10 protein-coding genes and 2 pseudogenes are annotated in these 15,321 nt (G+C 63.3%); 3 read left to right on the top strand and 9 right to left on the bottom strand.

The genetic code is table 11. The features are described 5' to 3' along the window. Positions 1–60: 60 nt before the first annotated feature. The gene (gene hisD, locus ACVWZ8_RS11855; RefSeq protein WP_456504753.1) at positions 61–1,392 is read right to left on the bottom strand and encodes a histidinol dehydrogenase; all 1,332 of its coding nucleotides are present in this window, start codon (positions 1,390–1,392) and stop codon (positions 61–63) included. 1,041 nt (positions 1,393–2,433) lie between these two features. Between hisD and ACVWZ8_RS11850 the strand changes: the two genes are divergently transcribed. Together ACVWZ8_RS11850 and ACVWZ8_RS11845 are read left to right on the top strand one after the other, a co-directional pair. After that, positions 2,434–2,814 (top strand): TMEM175 family protein, encoded by a 381-nt coding sequence (locus ACVWZ8_RS11850; protein WP_456504752.1) that lies wholly within the window; start codon positions 2,434–2,436, stop codon positions 2,812–2,814. A gap of 53 nt (positions 2,815–2,867) precedes the next feature. Continuing rightward, positions 2,868–3,035 (top strand): hypothetical protein, encoded by a 168-nt coding sequence (locus tag ACVWZ8_RS11845; RefSeq protein WP_456504751.1) that lies wholly within the window; start codon positions 2,868–2,870, stop codon positions 3,033–3,035. Positions 3,036–3,359: 324 nt separating this feature from the next. Here ACVWZ8_RS11845 and ACVWZ8_RS11840 read toward each other — a convergent pair whose 3' ends face one another. The 8 genes and pseudogenes from ACVWZ8_RS11840 to pdhA form a co-directional block, all read right to left on the bottom strand. After that, complete coding sequence (locus ACVWZ8_RS11840) at positions 3,360–4,424, bottom strand: glycosyltransferase family 4 protein (RefSeq protein WP_456505943.1); 1,065 nt, start codon at positions 4,422–4,424, stop codon at positions 3,360–3,362. 148 nt (positions 4,425–4,572) lie between these two features. Continuing rightward, positions 4,573–5,721, bottom strand: a complete 1,149-nt coding sequence (locus ACVWZ8_RS11835) for an acyltransferase family protein (protein WP_456504750.1) — start codon at positions 5,719–5,721, stop codon at positions 4,573–4,575. 654 nt (positions 5,722–6,375) lie between these two features. Beyond that, positions 6,376–7,755: an O-antigen ligase family protein gene (locus ACVWZ8_RS11830; RefSeq protein WP_456504749.1), complete on the bottom strand. Its 1,380-nt coding sequence runs from the start codon at positions 7,753–7,755 to the stop codon at positions 6,376–6,378. Between the two features lie 464 nt (positions 7,756–8,219). Next, positions 8,220–8,672 (bottom strand): annotated as a pseudogene (locus tag ACVWZ8_RS11825) (2-oxo acid dehydrogenase subunit E2); the annotation flags it as partial. Between the two features lie 50 nt (positions 8,673–8,722). Next, positions 8,723–11,014, bottom strand: a complete 2,292-nt coding sequence (locus tag ACVWZ8_RS11820; protein ID WP_456504600.1) for a putative transposase — start codon at positions 11,012–11,014, stop codon at positions 8,723–8,725. Positions 11,015–11,144: 130 nt separating this feature from the next. Continuing rightward, positions 11,145–12,230, bottom strand: a pseudogene (locus tag ACVWZ8_RS11815) (biotin/lipoyl-containing protein); the annotation flags it as partial. 2 nt (positions 12,231–12,232) lie between these two features. After that, positions 12,233–13,357 carry an alpha-ketoacid dehydrogenase subunit beta gene (locus tag ACVWZ8_RS11810; RefSeq protein WP_456504748.1) on the bottom strand — a complete coding sequence of 375 codons (1,125 nt, stop codon included), beginning with the start codon at positions 13,355–13,357 and terminating at the stop codon, positions 12,233–12,235. Further along, positions 13,354–14,595, bottom strand: coding sequence for a pyruvate dehydrogenase (acetyl-transferring) E1 component subunit alpha (pdhA, locus tag ACVWZ8_RS11805; protein ID WP_456504747.1), 1,242 nt, complete (start codon positions 14,593–14,595; stop codon positions 13,354–13,356). The genes ACVWZ8_RS11810 and pdhA overlap by 4 nt, the downstream gene beginning before the upstream one ends. Before the next feature lie 159 nt (positions 14,596–14,754). Here pdhA and ACVWZ8_RS11800 point away from each other — a divergent pair, with 159 nt between their 5' ends. Next, complete coding sequence (locus tag ACVWZ8_RS11800; protein WP_456504746.1) at positions 14,755–15,219, top strand: Lrp/AsnC family transcriptional regulator; 465 nt, start codon at positions 14,755–14,757, stop codon at positions 15,217–15,219. The last annotated feature ends 102 nt before the right edge of the window (positions 15,220–15,321 follow it).

Here is a 15,321-nt window from a genome sequence, read left to right as displayed (position 1 = left end):
AAGGGCACGAGGGCGGAGACGATTGCGGAACATTCTTGAAGTCATTCTAAAGGGCCTTTGTTAGGAATGTGTCGGTCGGTTGAAGCGGTCAAGTCGCAGCACGGCGGTGGCCTTGTGGGCTGCCATGCCTTCGGCGTCGGAGATGGTGGTGACGTAGTTGGCCAGGCGCGGGGTCGCGTCCCGTTCCACCCGTTGGAAAGTGAGGGGTTTAAGGAAGCGGGAAACGGAGAGCCCGGCGGAGGACCGGGCGCCTCCGCCCGTGGGCAGCACATGGTTCGTGCCGGCGGAGCCTTTCTCCGAGTAAGCCACCGTGGACCACCGGCCCAGGAAGATGGAGCCGTAGTTCTGCAGGTTTTCATGGTAATAGGAATCGTCCGCGGTCTGGATTTCGAGGTGCTCCGGCGCCAGCCGGTCCATGATCTGGACGGCCGTTTCCCGGTCCTCGGCCACGTAGACGGTGCCGTAGTCCCGCCATGCCGGCCCGGCAATGTCCCTGGTGGGCAGCGTCCGCAGTTGCTGGTCGATGTGCCGGAGAACTGCCTCGCCCAACTCCCGCGAGGTGGTCACGAGGGAGGCCGGTGACTGCGGGCCGTGTTCGGCCTGGCCGAGAAGGTCTGCGGCAACCAGCTCGGCGTCGGCGGTTTCATCGGCGATGACGGCAACCTCGGAGGGGCCGGCCAGGAGATCGATGCCGACGCGCCCGAAGAGCTGCCGCTTGGCTTCGGTGACGTACGCGTTGCCGGCGCCCACCAGGATGTCCGCCGGCTGCTCGTCCAGAAGGCCGAATGCCATAGCGGCCATGGCCTGCACCCCGCCGAGGACGAAGGCCCGGTCCGCGCCGGCCAGGTATGTGGCGTATAGCACGGCTGGGTTTCCGCCGTCGGGCCCCACGGGTGGGGTGCAGGCCATTACGTTGCGGACCCCGGCCACCTTGGCCACGCCGACGGTCATGAAGGCGCTCGCGAGAATGGGGAACCGGCCGGCCGGGAGGTATGCACCCACCCGGCCCACCGGAACGTATTTTTGTCCGGTGAAGACGCCGGGAAGGAGCTCGGTTTCGAAATCAGTGAGCCGTTCGCGCTGCTCCACCGCGAAGAGCCGGGTCCGGTCCGCGCCGGCAATGAGGGCCTCCCGCAGTTCCGGGGAGAGCGAGTCGCCGGTCCGGGCGAGGTCGGCACTGCTGACCTCCAGGTTGCCGCCCTGCCATCCGTCCAGCTGCTGCGCATACCGGACGACGGCGTCCATGCCGTTGGCCTCGATGTCACCGAGCATCTCAGAAACCGTCGCCACCACCTCGGGCAGCCTCTGGGCCGGCACCCCGCCCACGTCCGGACCTTTCAGTGTGACGATGCTCCCCTGAACGTGCGCCGCGTCACGTACCGATAGCTGCATGGGTCAAAGCTAGTACTCCGCAACCCCTCGCACAACGGAAGCTGAAACGGTATATGCCACAGGGCCATCCGATGACAGCAGCGGAGTGTTTCACGCACGTAACGGGGGCCCTTCAGGCGGCATTGAGCCGAGTGAATCCGAGCCGTTCCGAGCCGGACGTAGGTTGCTTCATGACCTTTCCGCGGCGTGGAGGCGCTGAAATTCATGTGGTCGCTGGCTGGCGGCGTCTGCACTTTCGGCGTACTGCGTTACGGCGCCCACTATGACCTGGCCGACCTGGTGCAACGCTGAGGTATTTTACGTATCTGCCACCCGCAGCCTCGCCCTTGGTCCGGTCACCTTGGAGGGACTCACCGCGTCGAAGCTGGTGCTCTATGACGCCTTCGCCGGCTGGCAGGACCCGACGAGGCGGCAGCTCTTGGAGCGCGCCCGGCTCAAAGGACTGAAATTCGATCCGGCGATGAGGTGGAACACGATGATACCGCCCTGGGACCTGTCGCTGCCGGGCCGCCTCCACCTTCGCCCCCCCAAGCAATTGTCAACGGCCCGAGCTTCCCCAAGAACGTCCCTTTTGCCGAGCCGTTGTATGACACTATCGCCCTGATCCAGCGCGAGGGCGCCTTCTTGTCCCCCCACCCGCCAGATGGCCCAGATGGCCGCGCAGACCCTTCTGGCGAAGATCACGCCTGAGCAGACCGTTAAGGCCTCCGCGACCCGCAGCCAGTGATACGCCTAACGCGCCAATGCTATGACCACCCCGACGATGGTCGCGGCGGCCAGCACGGAAAATCCCACGTATGAAAGCACTTGCCGGCGGCGGCGCCGGATCTCGCGTCGGGCCTGCCGTACATATAGTCCACTCATTAGCCCCGCCCTTCAATGGATGCCCCTGGCCCGGTTCTGGCCGACGGGCGCGTTAGGTGGGCGTCCGCTCCTTGGATGAACGCTGACCGCGACGCCACCGCCATCGCCTCCTGCGGCGTCGCCGTGTAGCCTGTGGCTACTTCAGTTGCTTCGTCGTGGACTGGGAGGTTGCTCCCGATGGAATCCGGCACGTCACTGGAGCGGATGGTGTTCTTCAGCGACGCCGTCTTTGCGATCGCGCTGACGCTACTGGCACTGGACCTGAAGCTGCCTGCCGGCATTCCGGCGGAGCAGCTGGACGATGCCCTGGTCGCTGCGCTGCCGCAACTGCTCGCGTATGCGCTTTCATTCCTCATCATCGCCAGGACCTGGATGTCACACCATTCCGACTTCGCACGGATCCGCCGTTTCAATGTGAACCTGGGCCGGCTGAATCTGGCCCTCTTGTTCTTCATCGCCATGCTGCCCGGTCCGACGTCTGTGCTCAGCCAATACGGGGATGACCCACGCCCTGGCCGAGTGTTCTGTACGCCGCCAACATCGCCGCGGTCTACCTGACCATGGCGGCCATCTGGGGGTACGCCAAACATGCAGACCTGATGGAGCGGGAAATGGCACCCGACGGCCACCGGAAGGTATTCAGCATTCGGCTGGCCGGGGCGCTGGTCTTCCTGCTCTCGATTCCGGCGGCGTTTGTCCTCAACGCCTTCACACCGTTCCTGTGGCTGCTGCTGGTGCCAGTGTCATGGCTGACCCACCGGTTCTCGGCGCCGGCATAGGGACCCGCCGGCTTCACACGTCCGAAAGTACACCCCCGGGTTCTCGATCGTGTCGGCGACGAAGCGCGAAGCCGGCGGACGGCGAGCCGATCACCACCCAGGACTCGTCGATGATCCGCCCGACGCCGAGGATTCACACCATCCATTCAAACTCTCACGTGTTGCTGTTGATCCCCACCGGGGGGTCTGCAGCTGACTGCGACGTGTCGATGCTGACCAGAAGTGAGAGCACGTTAGCGACGAAATCCCCGCGAGCTTGGGCCGCGGCAGATGGCCATAAGCGACAGGACAAGCGTGGATGCATCTCGCAACACCTGTCACCGGCTAGAACCCAAGTACGTCTTTGTACCTGCCGACCATTGACTCATGAGTGTAGACGGACGGCAAAGTGACCCTTTCCGCCGCGACCGATGCCGCAATCTCGGCCGACAGGGTCGTAGGGTCCGAGACGTCGGTGAATCTCAGGCACGGAACGAGGTCCGCATCCCACGTTGAATCCTTGGGGACGACGACCGGCAGACCGCACGCAATTGCCTCAAGTACGGCCAACGGGAGGCCTTCCCGTTGAGCATCGCGCACCGGGAAGATGAACGCATCTGAAATGCGCAGAGCTTGCCCCACCCCGGCTTTGTCCAAGTGACCACTGAACACGACACGATCAGCAACACCTGCGGCGGCGGCCTGCGCGCGTAACGTCCTAGATTCGGGCCCGTCACCGACCACCAGTAGCTTTGTGTCGGGGGTACTGGTCACTATCGCTTCAATGACCCGGTCAACGCCCTTCTGGCGGACCAGCCGGGACACAGTGACTACGACAGCATCCTCAGCGCTAAGGCCAAACCGGCTTCGTGCAGCACTATCTGGCAGCAGGTTTGGCGGGGTCACAACACCATTGGCAATGACGGCGAACTCCGTCTTATCCCACGTACGGGAGTATCGGGACTGCTTGAGTTTGCCACCGACTATGTCGCTGACAGGGACCACAGCATCAACGAGCTTGTAGGTACTTCTGTCAACTAGGTCCCAATAGGCCAGGCGCAGCGCCTTCAGTGGCCATAGCCTCGGCTTACCGGCCAATAGTGCTAGTAGCTCAGAGAACGCGGTACCGTGTGCTTGAAAGACGTACCGCGGGGACCTGTTGAAACGGGCCATGCTGCTGGCGCCGGCGCTGACGCTCAGGACGGCGTTGTAGTGGCTGGCCTGCGACCATAGCGCTGTCTTGACCCACCAGGCCGGAGAGTATCGACCAGGCTTGGTACCCGAAATGGTCTTGACATGCACTCCATCAGCTACAAACTGCGCGCCGTGACCGGGCACTGTAGTGGTGAGGACGTGGACCTCTGCCATGGGTGCAAGTCCTGTCGCCAGGTCCCAGGCCACGCCCTCCATGCCACCAGCGCAGCTGTGCATAGGGATTGAGCGAGTAACGATCAAGATTTTCATGGAAGCCCTCATAGATTAATTGCCGCGATCGTATCTGCTGCCTGATATAAATGCGCCAGTCGGCTGCCCCGACCCGAATCAGCGAGCGCGCCCATCACACTTGAGCTTCTTCCCGAACACTTGGCTTAGCGATTCGCAGCTTGGGACTGCCCATGAATCTCATTTCTACCGCCAAGAAGAAGAGCCTAGTGACAAATATCGAGGTGACTAGGCCTACGGGAACCAAAACCAGAAGCGACACCCCGTTGTAGACTCCGAGCCCCAGCGGAGCCATTAAGTATTGATAGATCATCTGTTCGATGGGGGCATGGAGCAAGTAGAGGCTGTATGAGCTGACGCCTATCCACACCAGGACCCGAGCTTCAAGAACCCTGCGCAGCCAACCTGTTTTTCCCAGTGCCATGCTGACGATCAGGGCTGAGGCAGCGATAGAGAGTACGGGATTCACAAGGCCGTAGTTTCGGGTTGTCACGGCGAGAACTGCCGCCACGCCAAAGAACCCCCCGGACACCAAGGTCCACCGCGGCGCAACTGTGCGGCCGAGGACCATAAGTTTCCCACGAGCATGAACAGTGTGTGCACCTAAAGCGCCCACGGCAAAGCACCCGATGAAGTTGAACGACTTGAAGAACCACATTCCGCTGTCTTCCATAGCAACGGAAACGACTGTTGTGGCTGCCAGCACCAGGAGGGTGGAAACAACCGGGTCAACTTTGCGCCAAATGAGCAGCAGGAGCGGGAAAAGGAAGTAGATGTGCCACTCAAGGGCAATCGTCCAAAGTACGTGATTAATGCTCGAACCGTATGCGAAGTCCTGGAACAGAAAAACATGGACGATGGCGGATTCCCAAGTCACAGGTAGCGATGAGTCCCAGTGTGTGCCGGTTTTCTGTGACACAACCGTAAGCGCCAGCAGAACCGAGATCGCCAGAGCGAACCAGTAAGGAATCACGATTCGCCGGAAGCGTCCACGGAAGAATGAGAGTGCGCCGTCACGCAAGCGTCCGCCATTCCGGGCGGGGCTCAGCATGAGCGAAAATCCGGAAACGACGATAAAAACTGTGACGCCGAAGCTGCCAAAGCTCATCCAATAGGTAGCCGCACCAACCGGGCCGTGAATCTCGAAGTCCGGATAAACGGTCAGCCACGCGTGGTGCACAACCACGAACATAGCGGCTAGCGCTCGAACGCCGTCCAGGAAATGCATACGGCTGGGCGCGACGCCCACTCCCCCAATAGTCATGCCCACAATGATAAGTGCTCTCAGTGATCGATCGAGCCGCGAAGTCCTCCGCGAGCCGGTCATGGCCTGACCCGGTGGTCGCTGGAGTAGTACGCGTTCTAGTGGGTTCAGCCGCCTTACAGAGTGTGGTTGGCAAATACGGCCTTCCGAGAATGGTGCGGCATTGGTCAAAGACCCGGCGGATGCGGGACCTTTCGGATCGGGTATGACCTCTCGACGTCGGCAAGGTGCGAGCGGTCCCCCACGGCTTCGTAGACTTTTGCGGTCGATAGTCCCGCCCATCACGGCCTCTCCGTGCCCTTGGACGCCCAAGCCGTCGTCGTGGGTCTTTTCGAGCATATTCACCTAGACGCAGCTACTCGCAGCCTGAGTAGACGGACAGCGCTTGCGTGAGCTTCGCGTTCAGGATCGGTAGGAGGAATTACCAGTGCTTACCCCCAACATCCCCAGCCGGTCAGCGCCGGTTTTGCCGGGGAAATATGCTCAACGACGGGCTACCCATGGTCGAGGCCACGAGTCAACCGGGCACAGGTGGCTGAAGAAATACGGGTCCGCGGAAAACGTTGCGGCGTCCGAACGAACCCTTTGTGCAGCGGCCGAACGGAGTTCGCAGTCTACGCTAGGTGAGACCCAACTCTTCCACGTATGAAAGTTCTAGACGCTGCGATTCGTGCCGTAGACCTGCACGGGGTGGGGAACGCGGGCGATTTTGTTCTGAACATCATCTGATCCGCCCGCATTGGGCTCGTGCAGCATGAATCCCATGAGCAGGCCGAGAAATATGACCGTCCTAATGTCCCCGTAAAATGTCACTGCGTCTGCCATGCCATGGATCCAAGTCCACAGAAAGGCAGCTAAGCTCCACCCCCAAGCCGCAGACACTGGCGAGGGAGTGGAACCCATCCTTTTGAAATGTCCCGTCACGACGATCGCGATCAAAGCGCAGAGCAGGAGGGCACCCACTATGCCGTTGTCCGCCCAGGTCGCTATGACTATGTTGTGCGGAGGAAAGTACCGACCCAGAGCTCCTCCACTGAAAGCATAGAAGTTCTCACCCCAGCCGCCGAAGCCCAGTCCAAGCCATGGGGATGAGGCGAACAAAGCCCCAGCTACATCCCAGATGATTACCCGCGTCCCCAAGGAGAGCGAAGAGTTGGAGGCCAATTCGACGGGAATCATAGCGTCAACCAAAGCTTGAACGAGCATCGCGGCTGGATACGCCAGCAATAGGAACGGAAGAATGTAAGGTCGCCCACGTGGCCGAGCTAGGTGCGTACCCACCCACGCAAGGGCGGGCATTGCGATCAGTAGGACCAAGCCAGTCTTCGACCCAGTGAAGCAAACCGCGACAGCAGACACCACCGCGGTCAGCAAGAAAAACTTTGACCGATACCGCTTGTACACGCAGACAAATGCACACGCTGAAACCCCGAGGAACATCGAGGCGGTGTTGGCGTTTAGCCAAAGGCCGCCCGCCTTGAGCGGGTCAAAGACGTTATCGGGAGAACCTGAAAAGAAGTTGCGCATCTTGTCCGATCCGATGAGTAACTCAGCGGCTGGACTCTTTAGAAACGCCTCTTCCAAGGACGGTAGCAACCTGAAGGCGATAACGAGGATCGATTCAACAAGAACCCCGACCGACAGCCATCTGAAGGTCGTTGTCAGTCCCTTCGGATCCTCCTTAAGAACGTACGCTGCGTGAAGCGCAATTGTGACGAGAGAAAGAACCTGAACAGCAGCGATGACAGCGAAGTTTGGGAGTGGGGACCAGAGTGCCGCTACGAGGGTAACTGCGGACATCACGAGCAGCACTTGGACATAAACCGACGAAAATCGAGGTCTTTCGCGCAGCAGCATCACGAGCGCACAGACTGCCACCCATATCTGAAAAAGTGAAGCCGATTCGATTAGACCCGGCACCACGAGCTGCGGGACAGCCAAAAGTGCAATGACCGATAGTCGTGCCCTCAGCGGCATCTGGAAAAGCGCCAGACCTCCCATTACCGCAACAACGATTCCTGTTGCCAGCAGCATGACGCCATCGACAGTTGCCGCGCTTACAGAATGCAACATCAACTGCGTTTACTGCGGGATTGGGCGAACTGGAAGACAAATGATCCGGTGGCCATCTTGCTAACCAACCTACCTATCTTCCCGAACTGGTAACGGATGAGCAGACCTCCGCCACCCGATATTTTGGCGCCGCCCCCTGCATACCTGACCCCATCGACCAGTGTCGAGGTTACACGCCCGCCTCGGCCTGTGGCTCGGCGCTTGCTGGACCCCGGTAGATTCCCCATGCCTCAATGATAAGGGCGGCAACGGTCCCTAAGATGAACATGGGCTGAGTCGAAGAAGTCTTCTAACGCACCCAACGTTCCGTCAGCGGAATCGAAAGGTGTAACCCAGGGTCGGAAACACCACGTACGCTCAGCTTGGACGGACTGCCTCTGATGTTCGTCATCACGGTTACATGTGTCCTTGAAATCGCAACGGAATCACATATCCGCCAGAACCACCCCGGGATTGGCCATCGCGTCGGCGACGTAGCGGAGGAAGCCCCCGGCAGTGCCTCCGTCGCACACCCGGTGGTCGAACGTGAGGGTCAGCTCGGTGACCTTGCGGACGGCGAGCTCGCCGCCGACCACCCACGGCTTGTCGATGATCCGCCCGACGCCCAGGATTCCCACCTCGGGGTGGTTGATGATCGCGGCCGAACCGTCCACCCCGAACACGCCGTAGTTGTTCAGCGTGAAGGTGCCGCTGCCCAGCTCCGCAGGGGTCGCCTTACCCTCCCGCACGACGGCGGTGAGCCGGCGGATCTCGGCGTCCAGTTCGCGGGCGCTGAGCTTGTCCGCGTTGCGCACTGAGGGCACCATCAGGCCGCGGTCGGTCTGCGCCGCAAAGCCGAGGTTGATGCCGTCGAAGGCTACGATCTCCTGGCTGGACCCGCCCGCTGCGTCCTCGGTGGTCACGATCCCAGGACTCCGGATATCGCGATTTAATGCCTCGGAGCCGGCGCCTTGGATTTGACCTCGTATTTGAGGATGAGGTCGGTCCCGGGGTAACGCGTCGCGGTTTGGGTGAGGTGTTCGCAGAGTTCGGCGATCGCAGTGGTTTTTGCCTTCGTGGGCAGCGGGTCCAAGCTGATCGTCAGGATGCCGGGGACGGTGGGGTCAATGTTTCCTGACTGGCTGAAGGCCTGGCGGATGAGGGCGTGGGCTTCATCGGCACTGCGCTTGTAGCCGGTGTTCGTGCGGATCTCCCGGGCGAGGGTCATCATCGTGTTGTAGGCGCCCATGCGGATGCCGTGGTGGATGAATTTCGTCTCGGTGTCCAGGACCTGTTGGCCGGGGGCGAGGTCGCCGAGGCGGATCCTGGCAGGGAGCTCGGCGTGGGCCGTTTCGGCCTGGGTGAGGGCTGTTTCCGCGTCCCAGAAGGGTGCCTTCAGCTGGTTGATCATCGCATTGGTGACCATGAGCTCCTCGGTGTCGGGCGGCGGGGTCTTCAACACGAGTTCGGCGGCATCAACGGTCGCGGTGACCTCGGCGTGGTGTTTCCGTGCTGCCACAACCCGTTGGTAGGCCTTGGCCTTGGCGGGGTTGGGGACCATCCGCTCCGGATCATCATCAGCGCTGGTGTAGGAGTCGTGGGAGTCCAGGTCGAAGTGCATGCGGGCGTAGCGGAACTGGTTTTCCTGCCGCCACCGGTTCCCCATCCGGTGGATCGCCTCCCCGGCCGGGACCGTGTGGTCGGTGGTGAGGATATGAATCTGACGGGTGCCACCACCGGACGCGGCCACGATGCGGGTGATCTGGCGGATCCGGAACACCTCCCCGGTCTTCGCAGTGGTGGTCAGGGGCAGGTCAACGAGCATGTCCGCTGCGGAGAAGGTGCGGGTTTCCCCGTGCTCGTCGGCGTGGGTGATCTCGGTAAACAGGGCCTCGTCAACGTCGTCGGTTTTGCCTTTCCGCCAGGTCAACACATCAAAACCCTGCTCCTTCATGTGTTGGAAGAGGGCCGGGGACCAGCCGCCGCGGTCAAAGCCGACCAGCACCCGCCGCTCATCGCCGATGATGTCCCGCAGCTTCGGCAACAGGGCGCGCAGTTCCCCGGCCAGGGAAGCGCCGGGGGCCGCCATGACCAGGAACACCGGGGATCCGTTGGCGTCAGAGACCCAGGTTTCCTCCGTCGCCGGGACCGGGAACTTCAACCGGGTGGAGTAGAGCTTCCCGATCTTCTTCGTGCCCTGGTAGGCGCGCACATGCCCATCCACATAGAGGACCGCGGCCAAGTTTTCTCCACCATTCTCCCCGCCCGGGCCCACGTTGCCCAAGTGGTGGGCGGCCAGGGCCGCAATCAAATCCTGCGCCTTCCCTGTCTCGGCGAGTTGGGCGATGCGCCGGCGGATCGTCTTCACTTCCGGGGCCCGATCCAACCCCAAGACCCGGCCCAGGTCCTCCGGGTTGAAGCGGGTGGCGCCCTCCGCCCGGGCCTCCCCGGCCAAGGCCCGCAACACCGAGTCGATCAGGATCGTTTCCAGACCGTAGAACCCGTTCGGCAACGCCCCGTAGGTGGCTTTCGCACAGGCCAGAAGGCCGGTGGCCTCCAGTGCGGGGAAGGCCAGGAACAACCCAGCATGCGGGACCCGTGCCGCCGGGGCAAACACCGGTTCAGCGCATTCGGCCAGGCCGGCTGCGGTGCGCTCACTGGTGCGTGGCACGGGGGCTGGCAGGATCGGCAATTCCGGCTGCACCACAACAGCCGACACCGGCGTTTCCGGCTCACTGGCACCGGGTGCTGTTGCTTCTATTGCGTCTTTGGTGGCCTGTTCAATGGCTTGTTCGGCGGCGAGTTTCAGGGCCCGGCGGACACTGAATTCCGAGACCCCCACAGCATCCCCGACGGCCTGCTGGGACAGGCCGGTGGCGCGCAGTTCCACGATCTGGTTGATGACATCGGCACTGAGCCGGGATGCCTTCTTGGGGCCCTTCTTTTCCGGCACCAGGGCCACGATGCCGCCGTCGGCCAGCAACTGACCCCACGCCCACACCGTGCCGGGCGTGACCGAGAAAGCTGCTGCGATCTCACCCAGCGGGGCAGCCTTGAGCTGTACCAGCTTCACTGCTGCCCAGCGGCGTGCGGTTTCGTCGCCGCCATCCCAGGCAAACGATATCTGGCCATGCAGGTACACGGCCCCGCCACCGCTGGCATCCTTCACCACCGAACCCGCCAACCCCAACGGCACGGCATCCGAAACCATCGCCACGGGAAGAGGTGGCTGAGCAGTCATAAGACTCATCATTCCACCCTTCTCAACGACACAGATTCTATGATCTATTATATCGAAGAATGGGTGAAGTTAACAGCCCTCACCAAGCAAAAACACCGAAAAATCAACAAACCCGCAAAACCGCCACCCGACCATGACCAGAGTCCTGGATCCGGGTGTTCAGCTCCGGGAACTTCTTGAGCCCTGCGGTGACAAAGCGGGCAATGAAGGCGAGCAGTCCGGGCGTGTTGTGCGGGTCCGCCTTCTTCAGCGCGGCACGCATCTCCACGAGCGCAGTGGCGTCCACGTCCACCCAGACGGTGGCTTCCGGGATTTCGGAACGGCTGCGGGACATGTTCGCCGCAACGGCCTTCCGCACCCCCCGGACGGCCGTGCGTCCGGTGATGCCTAGCCCAGTGCGGGAATCTGTGCCGGTTTGTGCCGCAGGTTCCACGGCCGGACGCTCCACCGCCGGACGCTCAGCCACGAGCGCCGGCTTGATCACGGCCTCGACATCGCGGCGCATGATGAGCCCACTGGCCCCCGACCCCTGGAGATCACCCAAATCAACCCCATGCTGGCGCGCCATCCGCCGGACCAGCGGAGAAATAACGGCCCCCAGCTTCCCAGGCACCCGGGTCCGCAGAAGCACTAAGTCATCGGCAGCCTTCTCGGCCGCAGACACCCCGCTGGCAGACTCAGCCATCGCGGCCCGCTTAGGAGCCCGGGTCCGCCGGGCAACCCCATGCCCGCCCGGAGTCCCGTACCCAATCAAGACATTGCCCGAACCAGCCTTCTCCTCCTCGCGGTACGTTTCGGCAGCGACATCGGCGGCATCATCCGCGGCGGCCCGGCTGGACGCATCGACAGGCATCACCGAGATCAACGGCTTGCCGACGTCGAGCGTCTGGCCGGGTTCGCCGTGCAGCACGGCCACGGTGCCGGCGTACGGGGAGGGCACCTCCACCATGGACTTGGCCGTCTCCACCTCGGCGATCGGCTGGTCCACGCGGATTTCGTCGCCCACAGCCACGAGCCAGTGCACGAGCTCCGCTTCGGTGAGGCCTTCGCCGAGGTCAGGTAGGAGGTGCTCCACCATGGACTTGGCCGTCTCCACCTCGGCGATCGGCTGGTCCACGCGGATTTCGTCGCCCACAGCCACGAGCCAGTGCACGAGCTCCGCTTCGGTGAGGCCTTCGCCGAGGTCAGGTAGGAGGAATACTTTCGGTTCGCTCATGGTCAGTCTTCCCACTGGAGGTCGTCAACGGCGTCGAGGATGCGGTCCACGCCGGGCAGGTAGTAGTGCTCGAGTTTCGGCGCCGGGTAGGGCACGTCGAAGCCGGTGACACGGCGGATCGGCGCGGCCAGGTGATGGAAACAGCGTTCCTGGACTCGGGCGACGATTTCCGAGGCCACGGACGCGAAGCCGTGCGCCTCGGCGATGACGACCGCGCGGCCGGTCTTGCGGACCGAGGCGCAGACCGTCTCGTCGTCGAACGGCACGATCGAGCGGACGTCGATCACTTCCAGGGAGCGCCCTTCCTCGGCGGCCGCGGCGGCGGCGTCGAGCGCCGTCGGGACGGAGGGGCCATAAGCGATCAGCGTCGCGTCCGTGCCCCGGCGGGCGACGGCGGCACGGCCCTCGGACGAAGTCCCGCGCTCGGTGTTCGCCGCGTGCTCGGCACGCAGCGCGTCCAGATCCACCTGGTCCTTGGACCAGTAGAGCTTCTTGGGCTCCATGAACATGACCGGGTCGTCCGAGTCGATGGCTTCGCGGAGCATCCGGTAGCCGTCCGCCACAGTGGCCGGCGTGAAGACCTTCAGGCCGGCGGTGTGGGCGTAATAGGCCTCGGAGGAATCGCAGTGGTGCTCCACTCCCCCGATGCCGCCGGCGTACGGGACCCGGATGACCATCGGCAGCCTGACGGCGCCCTTGGTGCGGTTGTGCATCTTGGCGACGTGGCTGACGATCTGCTCGAAAGCGGGATAGGCGAACGCGTCGAACTGCATCTCGATGACCGGGCGCATGCCGTTCATCGCCATGCCCACCGCCATGCCCACGATCCCGGATTCGGCCAGCGGGGTGTCGAAGCAGCGGCTCGTGCCGAAGGTTTTGGTGAGTCCGTCGGTGATCCGGAAGACGCCGCCGAGCATGCCGACGTCCTCGCCGAAGACCAGGACCGAGGGGTCGGCATGCATCGCGTCGGCCATCGCCGCGTTCAGCGCCTTGGCGAGCGTGATGGACTGTGGGCCGGTCTGCTCTGTTTTCTGCTCGGACGCAGCCGCGGCCTTGGCGGCCGCTCGCGCGGTGGCCGCGCTGACGTTGCCGTTCGCCTCGGACGAGGTCGTGATGGTGGGGCTCATTTCGCGGCCTCTTCCCGGGCGAGCTCATCGGCGAGCAGGGCGGACTGTTCCGTCAGCTGCGGCGTGGGGGTGGCGAAGACGTATTTGAAGAGGTCCTGGGGGTCCACCGGGACGTCCTCGCCGAGGCCTTCGCGCAGCTGCGCGGCCACGGCTTCGGCGTTCTCGGCGATCCGGGCGGCACGTTCGTCGTCGAGCAGTCCGCGGTCTGTCAGGTAGGTCTTCATCCGGCTCAGCGGGTCTTTGGCCACCCACTGCGCGACCTCGCTGTCCTGGCGGTAGCGGGTGGCGTCGTCGGCGTTGGTGTGGGCCTGCATCCGGTACGTGTGGGCCTCGACGAGCAACGGCCCGGAACCATCGCGGGCCAGTTTGACGGCGCGGCCCAGCACGGCGAGCAGGGCCACGATGTCATTGCCGTCCACGCGTTCCCCGGCCATGCCATAGCCTACGGCCTTGTGGGCCAGCGACGGTGCGACCGACTGGTGCGCCAGCGGGACCGAGATCGCGTACTGGTTGTTCTGGACAAAGAAGACGACCGGCAGGTGGAAGACCGCGGCGAAGTTCAGCGCCTCGTGGAAGTCACCCTCGCTCGTGGCGCCGTCGCCACACATGGCCAGGACAACGGTGTCCTCCCCGCGCAGCTTGGCGGCATGGGCCACCCCGACGCCGTGGAGCAGCTGCGTGGTCAGCGGCGTGCACTGGATCCCGACCTTATGCCTGGCGGGATCGTAGCCGCCGTGCCAGTCGCCGCGGAACAGCGTCATGGTCTGGACGGGGTCTACGCCGCGGGCCATCACGGCCACCGAGTCGCGGTAGGTGGGGAACATCCAGTCGCCGTCGGAGAGGCAGAGCGCAGCGGCGACCTGGCAGGCCTCCTGGCCGTGGCTGGACGGGTAAACGGCCATCCGGCCCTGCCGGACGAGGGCCGAGTTCTGGTCGTTGACCCGGCGTCCGACGACGAGCTGCTCGTAAGCGGCGACGAGTTCGTCGTCGCCGGGGAGGCTGTACTCGTGGCCGGGCTGGGCGCCCTGTTCGGTCTGGAGGTTCAGGGTGCCGTCCGGACCCACCATCTGGATCTGGTGCCTCGCCGGGAGCATGTAGTCCTCGACCGTGATGCCGAACTTGCGGACGGCCTCGGTGGCGGCGTCTTCCGGCATTTCGGCTTGGCCGGCCGCTGGCACGCCGGGAGCCGCGTCCTCGGCGGCCGGGTGCTGCGCAGTGTGGTCTGCGGAGATCGTCATTGGTCCGTCCTTCTGTAGCCACCATTCACTCCCAGTATGCTGCCGAGCGCTGTTTCGTATCCACCTCCGCGGCAAATTATGGAGAAGTCCCTGAATTAGGCCTACTCTGGGAGACGAATTGTAAGTGTGAGCTGGATTACGAGCGGAAGTTGTAGATAAATGGCGCAGACGGAATCCGAGCAGGCGGCAGTGCCGCTGGACGACGTGGACCGGGACATCATCGCGGAGCTGACCCGGGACGGCAGGATGTCGGTGACGCAGGTGGCTGAGAACGTCCATATCTCAAGGGCGCACGCCTACACGCGGATCGCCCGGCTGACCGGGGAGGGGGTCCTGACCAAGTTCACGGCACTCGTGGACCCCATCAAGGCCGGACTGAAGTCATCGGCGTATGTCACGCTCAAGGTCCGCCAGCATTCCTGGCGAGAACTGCGGGAGCTGTTGCGGGCCATCCCCGAGGTCCATCACATCGCCCTCGTGGGCGGGGACTTCGACGTCATCCTGCTGGTCCGCGCCTTGGACAACATTGACCTGCGCCGCGTGATTTTCGACCAGTTGCAGTCGATGCCCGGGGTGCTGGACACCCAGACGTTTTTGGTGTTTGAGGACGTCGATACGCGGTAGCTTGCGGGCCGCCGCCTGTACTCGCCGCCGTCCGACCCCGACTTCCGAGAGCAGGGCGCATCAACCAGCCGTCAAATTCTTCAGCAGCGCGGTGCTAATTTC

Source organism: Arthrobacter sp. UYCu723, from assembly GCF_054059215.1.
This window is presented reverse-complemented; position numbering and strand designations above follow the sequence as displayed.

Coding starts and splice junctions, on each gene's coding strand:
- hisD (WP_456504753.1), bottom strand. CDS start 1,392: ATGCAGCTATCGGTACGTGACGCGGCGCACGTTCAGGGGAGCATCGTC.
- ACVWZ8_RS11850 (WP_456504752.1), top strand. CDS start 2,434: ATGGAATCCGGCACGTCACTGGAGCGGATGGTGTTCTTCAGCGACGCC.
- ACVWZ8_RS11845 (WP_456504751.1), top strand. CDS start 2,868: ATGGCACCCGACGGCCACCGGAAGGTATTCAGCATTCGGCTGGCCGGG.
- ACVWZ8_RS11840 (WP_456505943.1), bottom strand. CDS start 4,424: ATGGAGGGCGTGGCCTGGGACCTGGCGACAGGACTTGCACCCATGGCA.
- ACVWZ8_RS11835 (WP_456504750.1), bottom strand. CDS start 5,721: ATGACTATTGGGGGAGTGGGCGTCGCGCCCAGCCGTATGCATTTCCTG.
- ACVWZ8_RS11830 (WP_456504749.1), bottom strand. CDS start 7,755: ATGCTGCTGGCAACAGGAATCGTTGTTGCGGTAATGGGAGGTCTGGCG.
- ACVWZ8_RS11820 (WP_456504600.1), bottom strand. CDS start 11,014: ATGACTGCTCAGCCACCTCTTCCCGTGGCGATGGTTTCGGATGCCGTG.
- ACVWZ8_RS11810 (WP_456504748.1), bottom strand. CDS start 13,357: ATGAGCCCCACCATCACGACCTCGTCCGAGGCGAACGGCAACGTCAGC.
- pdhA (WP_456504747.1), bottom strand. CDS start 14,595: ATGACGATCTCCGCAGACCACACTGCGCAGCACCCGGCCGCCGAGGAC.
- ACVWZ8_RS11800 (WP_456504746.1), top strand. CDS start 14,755: ATGGCGCAGACGGAATCCGAGCAGGCGGCAGTGCCGCTGGACGACGTG.